The organism is Neobacillus sp. NPDC097160, assembly GCF_044762155.1.
Classification (GTDB): domain Bacteria; phylum Bacillota; class Bacilli; order Bacillales; family Cytobacillaceae; genus Neobacillus.
Genome location: NZ_JBIWDU010000017.1, coordinates 16636 through 31887 on the forward strand (window position 1 = coordinate 16636; position 15252 = coordinate 31887).

The window sequence follows — 15252 nt, forward strand, 5'->3', positions numbered from 1 at the left end:
TAAGGGCAGGGGATTTTGAGGAGACAGTGCTATGAAAAAAAAGGATGATGGCAACAAGGCAGTAGAGTCTTTCAAACACAGCCGCCCCAAAAACTTCTATCGAAACAGATTTTTCGCGCTGGTAATTGATTTTATTGTCATTATGCTCTTGTGCCAAATTGTGTTTGCCATATTTGGCATACCCGATTGGAAACACTACTTACAGACTCAGGAGGCGGTCAGGGGGTTAACCGCTTCAGATACGCTAGTCGTGGAACGTATGAAGCTCTATCAAGAGTGTTTTCTAATCACATTATGCATAGGGGTAGTCTACGAGGCTTTAATGCTGGTGTTTTTTGGGGTGACTATAGGTAAACTGGTATTCGGTATGCGCGTCGTCAATGTCAAAACGGATAAGAATTTCTACGTAGGTAAGCTCATGCTAGCTATGCGCTCCGTGATTAAGGCGGCATCAATATACTTGCTTTCAGCTATACCCTTCTTGTTTATGTGTTTGACTACATTCGGCAATTCGGAAGGACGTTCTGGGTTTGATGGATTCGCTGGGACAAAAGTTATTAAAGTAAGGAGTAAATAACTATGAATATTGCGGTTAAGACCCCGCTGATGGCGGATAAGATAAAGGAACTATTGGACGGGAATACCTTTGACGGGGTAGACTTCACTTTTTTGGAAATGAAGGGCATGGAAATAATATTCAGCGTTACCGGAGACAGTGAACAGATCGCTGTTGCCGCGACCAAGAATGCAATTAAGGCCACGGATTATGGAAGAGGACTCTACTTTTCCATTATCGTGAAATAATGGGAGCTACATGAAAAACTATGTTGTATAGGTTTTACCAAGACAGTTCTATCCTCCAGACAAAGAAGTGATAAGGCTGATGCAAAGTTATTTTACTTCTTTTTCAAAAAGCTTTGAAAAAGCTTCTGCTATCGATGGTTGTAGTAGATTCCAAACGTTGTGGCATATCATATTACCTATTGTAAGACCTGGATATAAACAGTTAATGGCTTTCGGATATCTAAATTAGGTTTTACCTGTGGCAAGGGGGGAAGATGCACCCCATGTCCCAGAGGTTGGATATATCATAGCGAACTTGAAATGGAGAACCTCAACTCCATAATAAAAGAGAAAACAACATTATATTTTAGGAGGAAAATATGAAAATCGGTAAAAAAGTTTTAACCCTACTATTGAGCATCATCATGGTTGTGACGCTCTTTGTTGTTCCAACCTCTGCTTCCTCGCCACCGCCGGCTATTACAGTAGATGGTGTTACTGTCACCGCAACGGTCGACCAACTAACGGGCAATTCAAACAGATTATGGATTACAATAACCGATAGCGGCGGTATAACTACCCAAGACTTCATGATTCGCAATAATGCGGAGGGAGTATATCCCATAAGAACTGAAGCTGGTGATTACACAATCTTTGTAGACACGAAAGGCAATACACAAATCGGAGCGTGTTTCATAGTCTCCTTTAAGGAAAGACCTACACTTCCGGTATTGTTCGAGAATGGACAGTGGGCAGCTGAACTTGGTGATATAACTGTTCATACACCCGGCGGCGATTCTACATGGGCTTATGAAGATGGTTTAATTCATATTTATAACGGTGTTGAAAGTAGAAACATAGCATTTAGATTTGTATTTGAAAATACCGTTGACATGAGAGGTTATGACAGTGTGGTTATGGAATTGGAAGAAGCTCCTTCCGGCTGGTTTCGCGGCATATTACGCTTCATTATTGATCAAGATGCTGGATGGGGCAGCAATAGTCATACCAATATAATAAGAATGATGAAAGGAACCAGTAGTGATGGTGGTCCTGGTACTTCTGCCGGCAACTGGGATCTTGAAAGATTAAGAGGAGTTGGCGGATTACCTGCTTATGGTGAATCTGTAAGAATCAAGAAGATTTATCTTGAAGGCGACGGCGTCTTTTCTCCCGTTACAATCAACTCTCGTAATATTATGGACATCATACCTCCGAGGACCGGAAATACGCCTGTAACATCTATCACCACTTCAAGTCAGTATTCCGGAACTGTAGTATGGAATCCCAATCATTCTACTTTTCAAGCTGATACTGAATACACAGCAACCATAACATTGACACCAAGACGCGGCTGGACCCTAAGCGGCGTACCGGCAAACTGGTTCAGAATCTATTACCCGACCGGCACCAACAATGCCGCTATGCAAGTAACACACGAAGCTGGCTCGGGTGTACTTACCCGTACTTTCCCGGCGACTACCGCAATTGTGCCATATCCGGAGCCTACCCAATTTGTTGCATTAACTTATGACGATACATTCAGCTCAAATACAAACGCTCTGTTGGATGTTATAGATCAACTTGGCATCAAGGTTACTTTTTTTGCAAGCGGAATTAATCTTGAAAAGGCGAGAACGAACCCAGATTCTAGAAGGGCAGTCGATAGAATGATTGCCGGAGGTCATGAAATTGGCAATCACGCGTGGCAGCATGAACGTTGGGACAATAATGCTAACATCGATGTGATGAGGGCAGACTTTAAGAGAAATCAGGATTTAATCCGTGAATTTACCGGAAAAAATCCGCAATGGATCCGTATACCGTATGCTAGCCATTCATCTAATTCTTTAATGGTAGCTGGTGAATTTGGCTTGTCTAATTTGCGAGGTTTAGCAACGGATGACTGGAACATTCACAATTCAGCTTCCTTTTTAGTTAATAGAATACTCACTCAAACTGGTAATAATAGATTAACAGACGGTCAAATCTACGTATCACATGATCAACCCGGCCAAACTAACACAATGCAAGCTCTTCCTGAAATTGTACATGAACTTCGAAGTAGAGGTTTTGGCTTTATGACAGTCTCCGAACTGAGAGCGCATAGAAATTTTCCAGTTTCACCCGGCGTTAATTATCCAAACTTTTTTCAATAAAAGCTTTTAAGACACATATCTTGTCCAGTACTAAAAACTTTAGTGCTGGGCAAGCCTTTGTTAAAAAATAATGTGAGCTACTTCTCTTGGTTAGATTTTTATTATGAGGCAGCAGCACCATTTCGGTTTGATTTTTTCGTGAGTTACTATGGGTCTATTTACATTACTTCAATATTTTAGTATTAAGACAATATTGGGGCCATTAGCTCAGTCGGTTAGGGCAGAAGACTCATAATCTTTTGGTCCGACGTTCAAGTCCTTGATGGCCCCGTCTATCTGAAGAGGGATTTCCAGAAACTTCGGTTTTGGATATCTCAGGCGGCGGCAAGGTTTTGATTTGAGTGCCGAGGAAATCTCAGAAATGAACAAATCTCGCTGGGCCATTGAATTGTCTTTCAAATGGATCAAACAACATCTCAGCATCAAAAAGTTCTATGGACAGAGCGAATGGGCAAGGTACCTTTGAAGCTAAACTGCCATATTCATTAAATAACGTTTCGGAAAAAATAACATGTTGACCGAGCAGTGTGTGGATAATGATGTTTCCAATTGTACAAGCGGTTATCTAATTTGGAATTCTTAAAGCAGAACCGTAATGTCGCAAAAGGACAGTATTTGGATAAAGAAGCTAAGCAAATGCGTTATAGGCTTGCGTTGAGCCTTTTTAAAGACTTCTCCACTGGATGTTATCAGATTACAATCGGCTGTAATGACCACATTGTGTCGGTGGACAACAAAGGGCAAGAACACCATATAAATGCAATAAAGCTCTTTTACAATTGTGACTATTCGATGGTGGTACTTGATGCAGAAGCTATTCTTACAGAATATGGGGCTGCGGGAAAGTTCTCTATACGCAAATTTACATTGTTGCGACATACGAATCCAAGAAGCGGTTGATATTAAGCTAGCGGATGAAGAGAAAGTTCAAGCTTTTGTAATCCGTGATGATGAGCCTTATTTAGTTATTGGAAACGGAAAGACCTTCCTAAATTCAATACCCTACGAAGAAGGATGGCTTCCACCGGAAAAGTAGTAAATGGTTGATATGTTTCCACTTACCGATTGTGCAAAAAATACTGTGGATATGTTTCCGAGAACGAACAGCTCGAAAACATTCAATCTGTCCACTCGAGCCATGTTGATTATGGGAGCAGGTGAAGAATCTAGAATGTAGAAAGGAAAACTTTCCAACTACTTATTCATTCAGAACATATTACACATATCTTACACATGGCTTTTTTAAATCTCTATTATATCAGTACTTTGACCGTTATTTCGACCCCTATAGAGGGGATCGCTCGGAATATATGATTCGTTCCACTATGACACGGATTAAATATAAAGATGAAAGTTTTCCGGTGCATCATACTGAATCAATTAAAAAAGGCGATATTTTAATTTGCAATGATGATTTTGGCTAATACAAAGGGGAAACCCAAATCGCTTTAAAGGATATGGAAAACGAAGGAAATCGGAATGTCATCGGGCATCTTAAAAAGGATTCCGTCTTTTTATTGGATTACCTTTAAGCCTTGGTCAACCTTCACACTTTCTGTTTGCTAATGGAAAAAGCATAACCTATTATTAAGCGATTCATAGTAAATAATCCGTTGGAGGGGAATAGCATGAAAACAATTATGTTAGTATGTACAGCAGGAATGAGTACTAGTCTGTTAGTTTCAAGAATGCAAAAAGCAGCCGAAGCCAAAACAATTGAAGCGGATATTTTTGCAGTTTCTGCTTTAGAAGTTGATGGTATTTTGGGAAAGAAGGACATCGATGTATTATTGCTTGGCCCGCAAGTCCGTTATATGAAAGCTCAATTTGAAAAGAAACTTCAAGGAAAAAACATTCCGGTTGACTCCATTAACATGCAAGATTATGGACTGATGAACGGTGAAAAAGTTTTAGAAGCAGCCTTAAAACTAATTGATACTAAATAATCAGGCTTTGAAAATTCGTTTGTGAGGAGTATTAACTTAAGAGTTAATATTCCCTTTACAATTCTTATGTAAAAAATTCAGCAGTTACGCCGCTGCTGACAGAGGGATGTGTAATGAAAATGGTTAATGAAAGTTTAGAAATGATCGCTTTTCAAATAATCAGCAATGTTGGAACAGCAAAAAGTTTAGTAATGGAAGCCCTTTATGCAGCAAAGGATGGGGATTTTGCCCTGGCAGAAGAAAAATTGGATGAGTCCAAACAATACTTTGTTGAAGGACATAAAGTACATGCTTCCTTAATTCAAAAAGAAGCTGCCGGAGACAAAACTGAATTTTCCTTGCTCTTTATGCATGCTGAAGACCAATTAATGAGCACCGAAACAATTACCGAATTGGTGAAAGAAATGATAGAAATGTATAAAAGATTCGGCAAATAATGGCAACTATTGAAATTATAATTTTAACTACACGCAGGAGGGATTTCAAGTGAAAAAGGGCCTCAAGATTGCAACAATTGGCGGCGGTTCCAGTTATACTCCGGAATTAATTGAAGGTTTTATTAAATGTTATGATGAATTACCTGTATCGGAAATTTGGCTGGCCGATATCGAAGAAGGACAAGAGAATTTAACTATTGTTGGTAATCTTACAAAACGGATGATTTAAAAGGCAGGGTTGCCAGTAGTTGTTCATTTAACATTGGACCGTAGAGCGGCGTTAAAAGATGCTGATTTTGTTACAACCCAATTACGCGTCGGCCTGCTGGATGCACGGGCAAAAGATGAGCGGATTCCACTAAAATATGGTGTATTAGGCCAGGAAACGAATGGGCATGGCGGGTTATTTAAAGGATTACGGACGATACCGGTTATTTTGGATATATGTAAAGATATGGAGGAGCTGGCCCGGATGCATGGCTGATTAACTTTACAAGTCCCGCCGGTATGGTGACAGAGGCAGTATTAAGATACTCAAATATTGATAAAGTCGTTGGACTATGTATTGTTCCAATTGGTATGGATAGGGCCGTCGCGGATTTATTAGAGGTGGATCATTCCAGAGTCCGAATTGATTTCGCCGGACTAAATCATATGGTGTATGGATTTAGATATCTATTTAGATGGTGTCAGTGTAAAAGATAGAGTAATTGAAATGGCAACAGACATTGAAGATAGCAGTCTCGGAAAAAATATTCAAGGTTTTGATTGGGAACCTGAATTCCTGAAAGCCTTAAATGCCATTCCTTGTAATTATCATAACTATTATTACAAATCGAGGGAAGTGTTTGAACAAGTTAAACAAGAAGCTGAAACCGAAGGAACACGAGCTGAGGCTGTTCGTAAACTTGAAAAGGAACTTTTTAAATTATACAAGGATCCTAACCTGGATATGAAACCGCCGCAATTAGAAAAACGAGGCGGTGCTCATTATTCTGACGCAGCTGTACGGCTGATTTCAAGTATTAATAATAACAAAGGAGATATTCAAGCAGTTAATACGAGAAATAATGGGGCGATTGCCATCATTCCTGACGATGCAGCTGTTGAAATTAGCTGTATCATTACAAAGGATGGTCCAAAACCAATCGCAATGGGCGACTTACCGGTACCTGTGCGCGGGCTGGTACAACAAATCAAATCATTTGAACGGGTTGCCTCAGAAGCAGCAGTAACTGGAGACCGTAATCTTGCCATTTTTGCATTAACGATTAATCCATTGGTAGCGTCAGATACATTAGCAATACAAATTGTCGATGAAATGCTGGAAGCCCATAGGAAATACTTACCGCAATTCTTTTAAAGCGGTGCCTGACCCACTGGCTTGACGTAGATGTAATTAAATAGAATCAATGTTAAATATTTATAAATAAATTTTTGCCCATAGGAATAAAAAAAGGAATAAGGTTTTAAAATGACCTTGTTCCCTTTTTTTCCTTTTTTAATAATTACCCAATTGTTGTTCGTTTTTCCTTAACTGTTTATTTCTTTTCTTTTTATCAATCTCTTTCACCATAGCGACATTTCCAAACGACGGCTTTTTCTCTTCGATTGGGATAGGAACTTTTTGTCTTTGTATTGAAGAATGATTTCTATATACATACCAAGACTTAAAATATGACTCTGATAGACAGTCTTTTCAAATGGATTTCGATTTGCTGCAGCCTTGAGTTGAATAGCTTTTTCAGTAGCCCATCTATATGATCGACTTTTACATAATTCAGCGATTTTATCGGTTATTGTTTCTACTCTTGCCTCTAATATATCTTCAGATGAGGGAAACTCTGAAAGAGTTAAGAGTGATACCATTGAATATAGGTCACCAAATACCCCTCTATATTCGGGGAAGACCTGTTCTAGGATTGCTTGAGATTGAAGCTTTGTTTGGATCAATACCCCCGTAATATTTTCGTGCTGTCTTGTAAGATTCCGAAGGTTTAAAAGTTGAACACCTCGCTTTTTATAAGGCTCTAGATCCTCTTTATAAAATATCTCGCAGAGATGGTACGCATCGACCGCATCTGTTTTTACTTTCCGAAGACTTGAACTTTTAGCCTTATAAGATATTAATGGATTAATGATTATCAATAAATATCCACGGTCTTCTAAATATTGAACAACTGAAGAATGATAATGTCCTGTTGCTTCTAGGATGATTGGTGGTTTCTGTCCTGATTCTTTCTTTACTATCTCCAGAAATTCTACAAGTGAACTAAGACCTTCAAGCGTATGAGAAACTTTAAAACTCTTACGATAAGGTTTGCCTTTATCTAAAAATGCTTGAACCTGACTTTCTCCTTTTGATACATCCAGACCAATGACTGGATTCATCAAGAAAAAATGATTCACGAAAAGCAACTGAGCCTCTACAAACAGCAAAACGAAGCGATTAAAGGACAAACGCAAATTCTCAAAGAAAAATTGGACGAGCTCCAAGAAATATACAATGAATTACAGCATAAGAAATTACTTTTAGCATCACGGGCGAATGTGGCTCAGTCTATTAAACAGATTCAGAAAGCGACCAATTCCTTCCAAACAGACAATATCGTAAGAGGTGTTGCTCGGGCGGAAGAACGAATTTTATTAATGGAGGCTGAGGTACAAGCTGGCGGTCAGTTTGCCAATGCTTCGGTACAGCATGATGTATACTACCGCAACTATGTGAATGAAGAGGACTTAAATAGGGAGTTAGAGAAGCTAAAAAGTGAAAAAGAGGTCCTTGTTTAAGGATAGATTCATGATAGAAAGGAAGCACCGGCAGATCAGGTTAGGTGCTTCTTTTTCAGTATTAACCAGGATACTTTATCGTAAAAAATATCTTAAGTTTACATTAAGAGTAAGATGGTAGGATTTGAGTGGTTGGGGGTGTTTCCGGTACGGAAATCATCTGCATATCTATCAAACTCAAATTTAAAGGGGTACACGACCATGAATATCTTGTTAGCCGAAGATTATGTAAGACTGGGCGAACTAATTGAATATATGCTAAAAAAGAAAGGAAAATATAAGGTGGAGTGGGTACTGGAGGGGGAAGATGCCTACTATTACGCTATAAGCTCTCACTTCGATGTGTTAGTTCTTGACTGGATGATGCCGAATGGGAACGGTGTGGAGGTCTGCCGCCGCTTGCGAAAACAAGGGTATTCCGGTCCAATTCTAATGTTGACGGCCAAAGATACTGTTCAGGACCGGATTGAAGGGCTGGATTCAGGAGCGGATGATTACCTTGTCAAACCGTTTGAAATCGATGAGCTTTTGGCCCGATTACGGGCACTTTCCCGCCGCAATTATGCCCCTATTATAGAAGAGGAGATTCAGATTCAGGAGTTGGTATTGAATCGAATGAGCCATATGGTTCGGTTTAGAAGCATGGAACTTCAACTAAGTCCTCGGGAATTTCAGCTATTGGATTTAATGGTACAAAATAAGGGGCAAGTACTGTCGCGTGAGGTGATTCTTGATCGTATTTGGGGTTATGATTCCGATGTGGCTCCCAAAACGATTGATGCAACTGTGAAATTAATCAGAAAGAAGTTGGAACGATTCGGAAAACAAGATTTGCTTCAAAGCATTAGAGGGGTGGGGTATAGGCTTGAACACTAGCATTCTTTCATTTGTACGCAACTTAACTACGCTGCGTGGTAAAGATGTGTTTAGTGATACCCAAGGACGATTGGCTCGTATTTACAGTGGACTGCTCATTCTGTTTCTCCTCCTTTTCATTGTTATTGTCTATGTGGTTTTATATGTTACAATTCTTAAAAATCAAGAACGTGAACTGCAATCGCTTGCGGCTCAAGAAACACGCTATTTTGAGAATTTTTTACTAGATAATGATAAGAGAGACCTCAGCGGTGTGCAAAGTCAAGAAATTGTGTTTGCCGGGGTGAATCAAGCCTTTTATTACGTCATTTATTCGAATGGAGAAATTATTCTGGGCAACGAGGCGGACCGCCGTTTGCGGCCGGCTTTAACAACCCTGTTAAACATTAGGATGATAAAGGATAATCAAATTCTGAATGAAACGCTACACGTCGAAGGCAATCCCAATGGTAGAGGGAAACAGGGGAGATTTCTCCATTCCGAACCCGTTCAGGATATCCGCCTAATGATTGCCAGCCAGCCGATTTACTATAAAGGTCAATTCATTGGGCAGCTCTATATTGGTAAAGATATTTCGTTCGCTTATCAATTATTTAAACTGGTCCTTGTGATCCTTGCTGTGTTAGGTCTTGTGTTTTTTGTTGTTGCTGTATTTATTAGTCAAAAAATGTCAAAACGGGCCATGATCCCCATCAGCGGTGCATTTAGAAGACAGCGGGAATTTGTAGCAGACGCCTCCCATGAATTAAGGACACCTTTAAGTGTTCTGTTATCTTCCATTGATGCAATGGAAATGACAATTGAGCCCAAGAAGGAGGACTTTGCTGCCAGGATGCTTACGAATATGAGGCAGGAAGTAAAGCGGATGACCCATTTAGTCAGTGAATTATTAACATTGGCCCGTTCCGACTCCAATACCATTCACCTTAGAGTGGAAACGTTTGATTTTAGGCCGCTGGCAGATAAAGCTTTGGAGTCTGTCAGTCCGCTTGCGGATGAAAAGCAGATAACGACCAGCTTGGATGCACCGACATCACTTATGGCCATTGGTGACCCCGAAAGATTATCTCAGCTATTATACATTCTTTTAGACAATGCTATTAAATATACACCAAACGGTGGGAAAGTGAAGGTTTTTCTTTCAAAAGAGGGGCCAGATCTTTGCATGGCGGTCCAAGATACGGGGATTGGAATCAAAAAAGAGGATTTCACTCGTATTTTTGAACGTTTTTACCGATTGGACAAATCTCGTTCCCGGCAAATAGGTGGTCATGGCTTGGGGCTTTCGATTGCGAAATGGATAGTGGAAACCCATAAAGGGACGATAAAAGTAGCTAGTGAGCCTGGAAAGGGAAGCACCTTTTTCATTAGGGTGCCAGACGCTAAAGGATAGGTTAATAGAAATGAGTGAGGGTCCCATTCCAAAACGGGGGTGTCCCTTTTTTACGAGTAAATAATAACTTCCCGTAAAATTTCTTATCAAAGGGCATTCCAGATTGTCTTCCATGAATCACTGTATATGCGAAATAACCTTCCGTTGTACTTTGTCGGAAGGTTTTGTTGTATATTAAAGCCTTCGATTACACACTCGCAATAACGGGCATCCCTCACAAATCGGAGTTGCTTTACAGTGTTGCTTCGCATGTTCAACAAGCAACGCGTGATATTCATTATAAAGTTTCAAATCTCTTGGTAATTTTTTTTCTACAAGTTTTCTAAAGGCATCATAGGAAGCGGGCATTTCATATCCTAAACGGTAAAAAATGCGCTTTGCATAAGCATCAACGATAAAAATCGGAGTATTAAATGCGTAAAGCAAAATAACATCAGCTGTTTCAGGGCCGATGCCTTTAATGTTTAAAAGTTCAGCTCGCAGTTGGTACCTGTCTCTTTTTTTTATCAAATCAATATCATAATCATAGGTTTTAAACCAGTCCATATAGGACTTGATCCGCTTTGCCTTGATATTGAAAAAGCCGCTTGGCTTAATGAGCTGAGCAAGTTGATCGAGCGTTAATTTTTCAATCGCTTCCGGCTCCAAAAAGGGCCTTAAATTAAATAATGCTTTATCAACATTATGCCAGCTCGTATTTTGAACGAGGATTGCACCCATCATCATTTCAAACGGAGTCTCTGCTGGCCACCAGCCTTGTGGGCCGTAGTGTTCAAATAATTGGTTGTATAGCAATTGATAGTCGTGGTTCATCTTATCACCATTTCTGTTAGTAAAGGACTCGCCATAAATAAAACGTGGCATAGGCTTGCCAATTCTCCCACCTTGATGAAAGCATTAAAAGCTCTTCTTTGGTTGGCTTGTTCTTCGAATCGGTTAGATGCTTGATAGCATTGTGCAAGCCGACATCAGCTATCGGAAAAGCCGAGGTAAATCGTAAACAGCGCATTAATACGTAATTTGCTGTCCACGGACCAATCCCGCGTATATTAATTAAACTTTTTTCGGCTTCAATTAGATTATCCATTTTCAATAATTTGTCTTTTGATAATTCCCCGCTAGCCATTAATTGAGCAATGCCAATGATATATTCACTCTTTTTCACGGTCATTTTAATATCAGCTAAATCTGCAGGGGTTAATTTGGCTATTTTCTCATAGGTTGGAAAAATCCAATAGTTTCTCCCATTCCATTCAATAGAGTTACCAAACTTTTCAACAAACTGTCTTTTTAAGGTGTAGGCAAAGGCTAGATTAATTTGCTGCCCTAAAACACCCCAGCAAAGTGCCTCAAATAAATCAGGCACGCCGATTACGCGTAATCCGTAAAATTCCTGGACAGGCTTTTTCAGCAGCGGGTCTGCTTTTGCCATTTCGTAAAATGGGGTTAAATCGCGATTAAGATCAAACCATTCTCGAACGTATTTGGCCACCTCTTCAAGCTCCGCGCGTTTTTGAGGTCTTGAATTTTTTAAAAATGATACGGTCATTTGATTATGTTCATTTACGTGTATCCTTACTAGGGTTCGCGTTCCACCAAGGGCAATCACCCTCGTGATCATTTCATTCTCAACCTCAAACATACACTCATTTTTATTGCGTTCTAAATAGCCAAGATTAGCATTTATTTTAAAATCTGTTGGCAGGTTGATGACGATGTTCTCTTTGATCTCCCGCCACTCTTGTTGAACTTCTTTCATTTCATTTCCTCCAGGTCTATTTCTACTATTATTATCACAAAAATTAATTTCGTTATCTTGCGGCTATATTCTTTATTAGCTTATTTTCCAATGAAATCAGGTTATATTGATAATATCAAAAAACTGGAGGGGATCACCATGGTTCAAGATATCCAATCCCGTGTACAAAGCTTAGATTGGGAAGCCATTCAACAGGAATTAGATGACCAAGGTTTTGCGAAGCTGGGCCCAATTTTAACAAAAGCAGAATGTGAATCAATTATGGAGCTTTATAATGATGAACAGTCGTACAGAACAACGATTAATATGGCGAGATACCGCTTTGGCAGCGGGGAGTACAAATATTTTTCCTATCCATTGCCTGATTTAATTCAAGGGTTACGAGAATCGTTTTATCCAGAGTTGGCCAAGACCGCTAATCGCTGGTTGGGATATTTGAGAAAAACGGAACAATATCCGAAGTCACATGCTGATTTTTTAAAGATTTGTGAAGAAAAGGAGCAAATTAGACCAACACCTTTGATATTAAAATATGAAAAAGGCGGATACAATTGTCTGCATCAGGATCTTTATGGTGACGTATTTTTTCCATTTCAAGTTGTCATTATCCTCAATCAGCGAGAGCAAGATTATACCGGTGGGGAATTTCTCCTCGTAGAGCAAATACCACGGGCTCAAAGCAGGGGACATGTCCTAACAGTTGAACAAGGTGGTGCGATTATTTTTCCTACAAACTATCGGCCTTCCCAGGGGAAAAAAGGATATTACAAAAATACACTTCGTCACGGGGTCAGTACGATTACTTCTGGGGAAAGGTATGGATTAGGGATTATCTTCCATGATGCGAAATAGCAATTGAATTTCAATATCTTGCTTTTTTATCCATGAAAACCTACCTTCTGTTTGATTCGGAGCTATAATAGTAACTAGAGGTGGTTTAAATGAAAAAAGGGGATTCTAGTAATGAAATCATGACCGATGAAAAATGGCAGGCTATTATCGGCAACGATGCGTCGTACAATAATCAATTTTTCTATGCGGTTAGAACCACAGGAATTTTCTGTAAGCCGTCATGCAAATCTCGCGTTCCTAAAAAGGAAAATGTGCGCATCTTTCAAAATGCTGAAGAAGCCATATCTGCCAATTACCGTCCATGTAAACGGTGTAAACCCACGAACGAGCGCTTACCGGATAACGAATGGGTTGCAATCATGATAGAATACATTGATAAAAATTACGCTGAAAAACTTACGCTTGAAAAATTAGCTGAAATAGGTCATGGAAGTCCGTATCATTTGCACCGGACATTTAAAAAGATTACCGGCATCACGCCTGTTGAATATATCCAGCAAGCCAGAATAAATACAGCTAAAAAATATTTACTTCAATCGGACCGAACGGTTTCAGATATAGCAATGAAGGTTGGCATCTCTAATACGCCCTATTTTATTACATTATTTAAAAAGATGACGGGAGCAACACCCGCCCATTTTCGTCAATTACATGAATCGGAGGGGACAAAATGAAAGCACAAAATAAAAAGACACTCATTTATTGGTCACTGTTCAATAATGAAAATTGGAATTTATATATTGCTGCGACAGAGAAGGGGCTTTGTTACGTGGGGGCGCAGAACAAGCCGTTTGAGGAACTGTCTGATTGGGCAGCAAAACGGTTTCCAGGAAGCCACCTAGTGGAAAACAATGAGAAGCTAAACATCTATGCAGAAGAACTAAAAGAGTATTTCAGTGGAAAACGAAAGAATTTCACTGTTCCGTTTGATTACCATGGGACAGAGTTCCAAGTTGCTGTCTGGAACGCACTTTGTGAGATTCCGTTTGGAGAGACGAAGTCCTATTCCGACATCGCAAACCATATCAATAAGCCAGCCGCAGTACGTGCAGTAGGAGCGGCGATAGGAGCTAATCCTGTGTTAATTACCGTACCATGCCACAGGGTGGTCGGGAAAAATGGCTCGCTGACCGGTTATCGGGGTGGTTTAGAGATGAAGACACAACTTCTAGATTTAGAACGAAAATAATAAAAATGGTTAAACAAATGCAGCGCTTTTCGAGTAAGCGTTGTATTTTTATTGTTTACACTTCAAGAGTATAATGATAATGATGATTATACAAGGAGGGTTCTGAATGAAATACATAAACATCGCCAACACCGAATTAAACGTTTCAAACATGATTATGGGCAACATGCGGTTAACACAGCTTTCTTTGCCGGAAGCTGAAAAGTTAATCCGGACAGCAATGGATGAGGGGATTAATTTCTTTGACCATGCTGATATCTATGGAAAGGGTAAGTGTGAGGAGATTTTTTCAGATGCCATTCAAATGAATCCGAGCATCCGTGAAAAAATGATTCTGCAAAGCAAATGCGGTATTATTTCGCCGGAAGGGTATTTTGATTTTTCGAAAGAGCATATCATTGAGTCGGTAAATGGGATTTTAAAGCGATTAAAAACCGACTATCTCGATATTTTGCTACTTCACCGTCCCGATCCATTAATGGATCCTGCTGAGGTGGCTGAGGCATTTGAGGAGCTTCATACTAACGGCAAGGTAAAGTATTTTGGTGTATCAAACCATAATCCAGCACAGATTGAACTTTTACAAAAATATATTCCGTATAAATTGGTTGTAAATCAACTCCAATTTAGTATTGCGCATACACCTATGATTGACTCCGGTATTGCATTGAATATGAAGAATGACCAAGCGATTAACCGCGATAGCAGTATTTTGGAATATTGTCGTCTGCAAGATATTACGATGCAAGCATGGTCACCATACCAGCACGGCTTCTTTGAAGGGTCGTTTTTAGGTGATTTAGAACGTTTTCCAAAGTTGAATGAGGTAATAGATACTATTGCCGGAAAGTATGGTGTAACGAATACTGCCATCGCTACTGCTTGGATTACACGTCATCCGGCTAATATCCAGGTAGTACTTGGTACAACCAATGTTGAGCGATTGAAAGACGCATGTAAAGGTGCCGAAATTACTTTAACGAGAGAAGAATGGTACCAAATTTACAAAGCTGCCGGGAATATCGTACCTTAAAATAATAATTAAGGGTTTACAAAACAGTTAAATCA

16 protein-coding genes, 1 tRNA gene and 4 pseudogenes are annotated in these 15252 nt (G+C 39.7%); 18 read left to right on the forward strand and 3 right to left on the reverse strand.

The window, feature by feature from the left end; translation table 11 throughout:
* The first annotated feature begins 31 nt into the window (after positions 1-31).
* From ACIQXV_RS21830 to ACIQXV_RS21880, 11 genes and pseudogenes are all read left to right on the forward strand, one after another.
* Positions 32-577, forward strand: a complete 546-nt coding sequence (locus ACIQXV_RS21830) for an RDD family protein (RefSeq protein WP_402962066.1) — start codon at positions 32-34, stop codon at positions 575-577.
* Positions 578-579: 2 nt separating this feature from the next.
* On the forward strand, positions 580-804 hold the full coding sequence (locus ACIQXV_RS21835; protein ID WP_118924121.1) for a hypothetical protein: 225 nt from the start codon (positions 580-582) through the stop codon (positions 802-804).
* A gap of 79 nt (positions 805-883) precedes the next feature.
* Positions 884-1033 carry an ABC transporter permease subunit gene (locus ACIQXV_RS21840; protein ID WP_402962068.1) on the forward strand — a complete coding sequence of 50 codons (150 nt, stop codon included), beginning with the start codon at positions 884-886 and terminating at the stop codon, positions 1031-1033.
* A gap of 130 nt (positions 1034-1163) precedes the next feature.
* The gene (locus ACIQXV_RS21845; RefSeq protein ID WP_402962070.1) at positions 1164-2942 is read left to right on the forward strand and encodes a polysaccharide deacetylase family protein; all 1779 of its coding nucleotides are present in this window, start codon (positions 1164-1166) and stop codon (positions 2940-2942) included.
* Between the two features lie 196 nt (positions 2943-3138).
* A tRNA-Ile gene (locus ACIQXV_RS21850) sits at positions 3139-3212 on the forward strand.
* A gap of 16 nt (positions 3213-3228) precedes the next feature.
* A pseudogene (locus tag ACIQXV_RS21855) lies at positions 3229-3390 on the forward strand (transposase); the annotation flags it as partial.
* A gap of 357 nt (positions 3391-3747) precedes the next feature.
* Positions 3748-3978, forward strand: coding sequence for a hypothetical protein (locus tag ACIQXV_RS21860; protein ID WP_402962072.1), 231 nt, complete (start codon positions 3748-3750; stop codon positions 3976-3978).
* Between the two features lie 250 nt (positions 3979-4228).
* Positions 4229-4508, forward strand: a pseudogene (locus ACIQXV_RS21865) (phospho-sugar glycosidase domain-containing protein); the annotation flags it as partial.
* Between the two features lie 62 nt (positions 4509-4570).
* The gene (locus tag ACIQXV_RS21870; RefSeq protein ID WP_402962073.1) at positions 4571-4888 is read left to right on the forward strand and encodes a PTS sugar transporter subunit IIB; all 318 of its coding nucleotides are present in this window, start codon (positions 4571-4573) and stop codon (positions 4886-4888) included.
* A 113-nt stretch (positions 4889-5001) separates the two neighbouring features.
* Positions 5002-5325 (forward strand): PTS sugar transporter subunit IIA, encoded by a 324-nt coding sequence (locus tag ACIQXV_RS21875; protein WP_342342308.1) that lies wholly within the window; start codon positions 5002-5004, stop codon positions 5323-5325.
* A 49-nt stretch (positions 5326-5374) separates the two neighbouring features.
* Positions 5375-6688 (forward strand): annotated as a pseudogene (locus ACIQXV_RS21880) (6-phospho-beta-glucosidase).
* A 266-nt stretch (positions 6689-6954) separates the two neighbouring features.
* Here the strand turns inward: ACIQXV_RS21880 and ACIQXV_RS21885 are convergent.
* Positions 6955-7716, reverse strand: a pseudogene (locus ACIQXV_RS21885) (IS110 family transposase); the annotation flags it as partial.
* Positions 7717-7725: 9 nt separating this feature from the next.
* Between ACIQXV_RS21885 and ACIQXV_RS21890 the strand changes: the two are divergent.
* From ACIQXV_RS21890 to ACIQXV_RS21900, 3 genes are all read left to right on the forward strand, one after another.
* The gene (locus ACIQXV_RS21890; RefSeq protein WP_402962075.1) at positions 7726-8115 is read left to right on the forward strand and encodes a PspA/IM30 family protein; all 390 of its coding nucleotides are present in this window, start codon (positions 7726-7728) and stop codon (positions 8113-8115) included.
* A gap of 201 nt (positions 8116-8316) precedes the next feature.
* Positions 8317-8991, forward strand: coding sequence for a response regulator transcription factor (locus tag ACIQXV_RS21895; protein WP_402962077.1), 675 nt, complete (start codon positions 8317-8319; stop codon positions 8989-8991).
* The gene (locus ACIQXV_RS21900) at positions 8981-10384 is read left to right on the forward strand and encodes a sensor histidine kinase (RefSeq protein WP_402962078.1); all 1404 of its coding nucleotides are present in this window, start codon (positions 8981-8983) and stop codon (positions 10382-10384) included. Before ACIQXV_RS21895 ends, ACIQXV_RS21900 begins: the two co-directional genes overlap by 11 nt.
* A 174-nt stretch (positions 10385-10558) precedes the next feature.
* Here the strand turns inward: ACIQXV_RS21900 and ACIQXV_RS21905 are convergent, their stop codons facing one another.
* Together ACIQXV_RS21905 and ACIQXV_RS21910 are read right to left on the reverse strand one after the other, a co-directional pair.
* On the reverse strand, positions 10559-11197 hold the full coding sequence (locus ACIQXV_RS21905) for an endonuclease III domain-containing protein (protein ID WP_402962296.1): 639 nt from the start codon (positions 11195-11197) through the stop codon (positions 10559-10561).
* 16 nt (positions 11198-11213) lie between these two features.
* Positions 11214-12143, reverse strand: a complete 930-nt coding sequence (locus tag ACIQXV_RS21910) for a DNA-3-methyladenine glycosylase family protein (protein WP_402962080.1) — start codon at positions 12141-12143, stop codon at positions 11214-11216.
* A gap of 138 nt (positions 12144-12281) precedes the next feature.
* Between ACIQXV_RS21910 and ACIQXV_RS21915 the strand changes: the two genes are divergently transcribed.
* The 4 genes from ACIQXV_RS21915 (at position 12282) to ACIQXV_RS21930 (ending at position 15217) form a co-directional block, all read left to right on the forward strand.
* Positions 12282-12995: a 2OG-Fe(II) oxygenase gene (locus tag ACIQXV_RS21915; RefSeq protein ID WP_402962082.1), complete on the forward strand. Its 714-nt coding sequence runs from the start codon at positions 12282-12284 to the stop codon at positions 12993-12995.
* A gap of 89 nt (positions 12996-13084) precedes the next feature.
* Positions 13085-13669, forward strand: a complete 585-nt coding sequence (locus tag ACIQXV_RS21920) for a bifunctional transcriptional activator/DNA repair enzyme AdaA (RefSeq protein WP_402962083.1) — start codon at positions 13085-13087, stop codon at positions 13667-13669.
* Entirely contained in the window at positions 13666-14184 is a 519-nt protein-coding gene (locus ACIQXV_RS21925; RefSeq protein ID WP_402962085.1) for a methylated-DNA--[protein]-cysteine S-methyltransferase, read from the forward strand. Before ACIQXV_RS21920 ends, ACIQXV_RS21925 begins: the two co-directional genes overlap by 4 nt.
* Positions 14185-14290: 106 nt before the next feature.
* Positions 14291-15217 (forward strand): aldo/keto reductase, encoded by a 927-nt coding sequence (locus tag ACIQXV_RS21930; protein ID WP_402962087.1) that lies wholly within the window; start codon positions 14291-14293, stop codon positions 15215-15217.
* Positions 15218-15252 lie beyond the last annotated feature (35 nt).

Bases quoted from the DNA above. Each gene is read 5' to 3' on its own strand.
- ACIQXV_RS21920 (WP_402962083.1), top strand. From the start codon at position 13,085: ATGAAAAAAGGGGATTCTAGTAATGAAATCATGACCGATGAAAAATGG.
- ACIQXV_RS21890 (WP_402962075.1), top strand. From the start codon at position 7,726: ATGATTCACGAAAAGCAACTGAGCCTCTACAAACAGCAAAACGAAGCG.
- ACIQXV_RS21830 (WP_402962066.1), top strand. From the start codon at position 32: ATGAAAAAAAAGGATGATGGCAACAAGGCAGTAGAGTCTTTCAAACAC.
- ACIQXV_RS21910 (WP_402962080.1), bottom strand. From the start codon at position 12,143: ATGAAAGAAGTTCAACAAGAGTGGCGGGAGATCAAAGAGAACATCGTC.
- ACIQXV_RS21845 (WP_402962070.1), top strand. From the start codon at position 1,164: ATGAAAATCGGTAAAAAAGTTTTAACCCTACTATTGAGCATCATCATG.
- ACIQXV_RS21875 (WP_342342308.1), top strand. From the start codon at position 5,002: ATGAAAATGGTTAATGAAAGTTTAGAAATGATCGCTTTTCAAATAATC.
- ACIQXV_RS21840 (WP_402962068.1), top strand. From the start codon at position 884: ATGCAAAGTTATTTTACTTCTTTTTCAAAAAGCTTTGAAAAAGCTTCT.
- ACIQXV_RS21860 (WP_402962072.1), top strand. From the start codon at position 3,748: ATGCAGAAGCTATTCTTACAGAATATGGGGCTGCGGGAAAGTTCTCTA.
- ACIQXV_RS21930 (WP_402962087.1), top strand. From the start codon at position 14,291: ATGAAATACATAAACATCGCCAACACCGAATTAAACGTTTCAAACATG.
- ACIQXV_RS21915 (WP_402962082.1), top strand. From the start codon at position 12,282: ATGGTTCAAGATATCCAATCCCGTGTACAAAGCTTAGATTGGGAAGCC.
- ACIQXV_RS21925 (WP_402962085.1), top strand. From the start codon at position 13,666: ATGAAAGCACAAAATAAAAAGACACTCATTTATTGGTCACTGTTCAAT.
- ACIQXV_RS21870 (WP_402962073.1), top strand. From the start codon at position 4,571: ATGAAAACAATTATGTTAGTATGTACAGCAGGAATGAGTACTAGTCTG.
- ACIQXV_RS21835 (WP_118924121.1), top strand. From the start codon at position 580: ATGAATATTGCGGTTAAGACCCCGCTGATGGCGGATAAGATAAAGGAA.
- ACIQXV_RS21905 (WP_402962296.1), bottom strand. From the start codon at position 11,197: ATGAACCACGACTATCAATTGCTATACAACCAATTATTTGAACACTAC.
- ACIQXV_RS21895 (WP_402962077.1), top strand. From the start codon at position 8,317: ATGAATATCTTGTTAGCCGAAGATTATGTAAGACTGGGCGAACTAATT.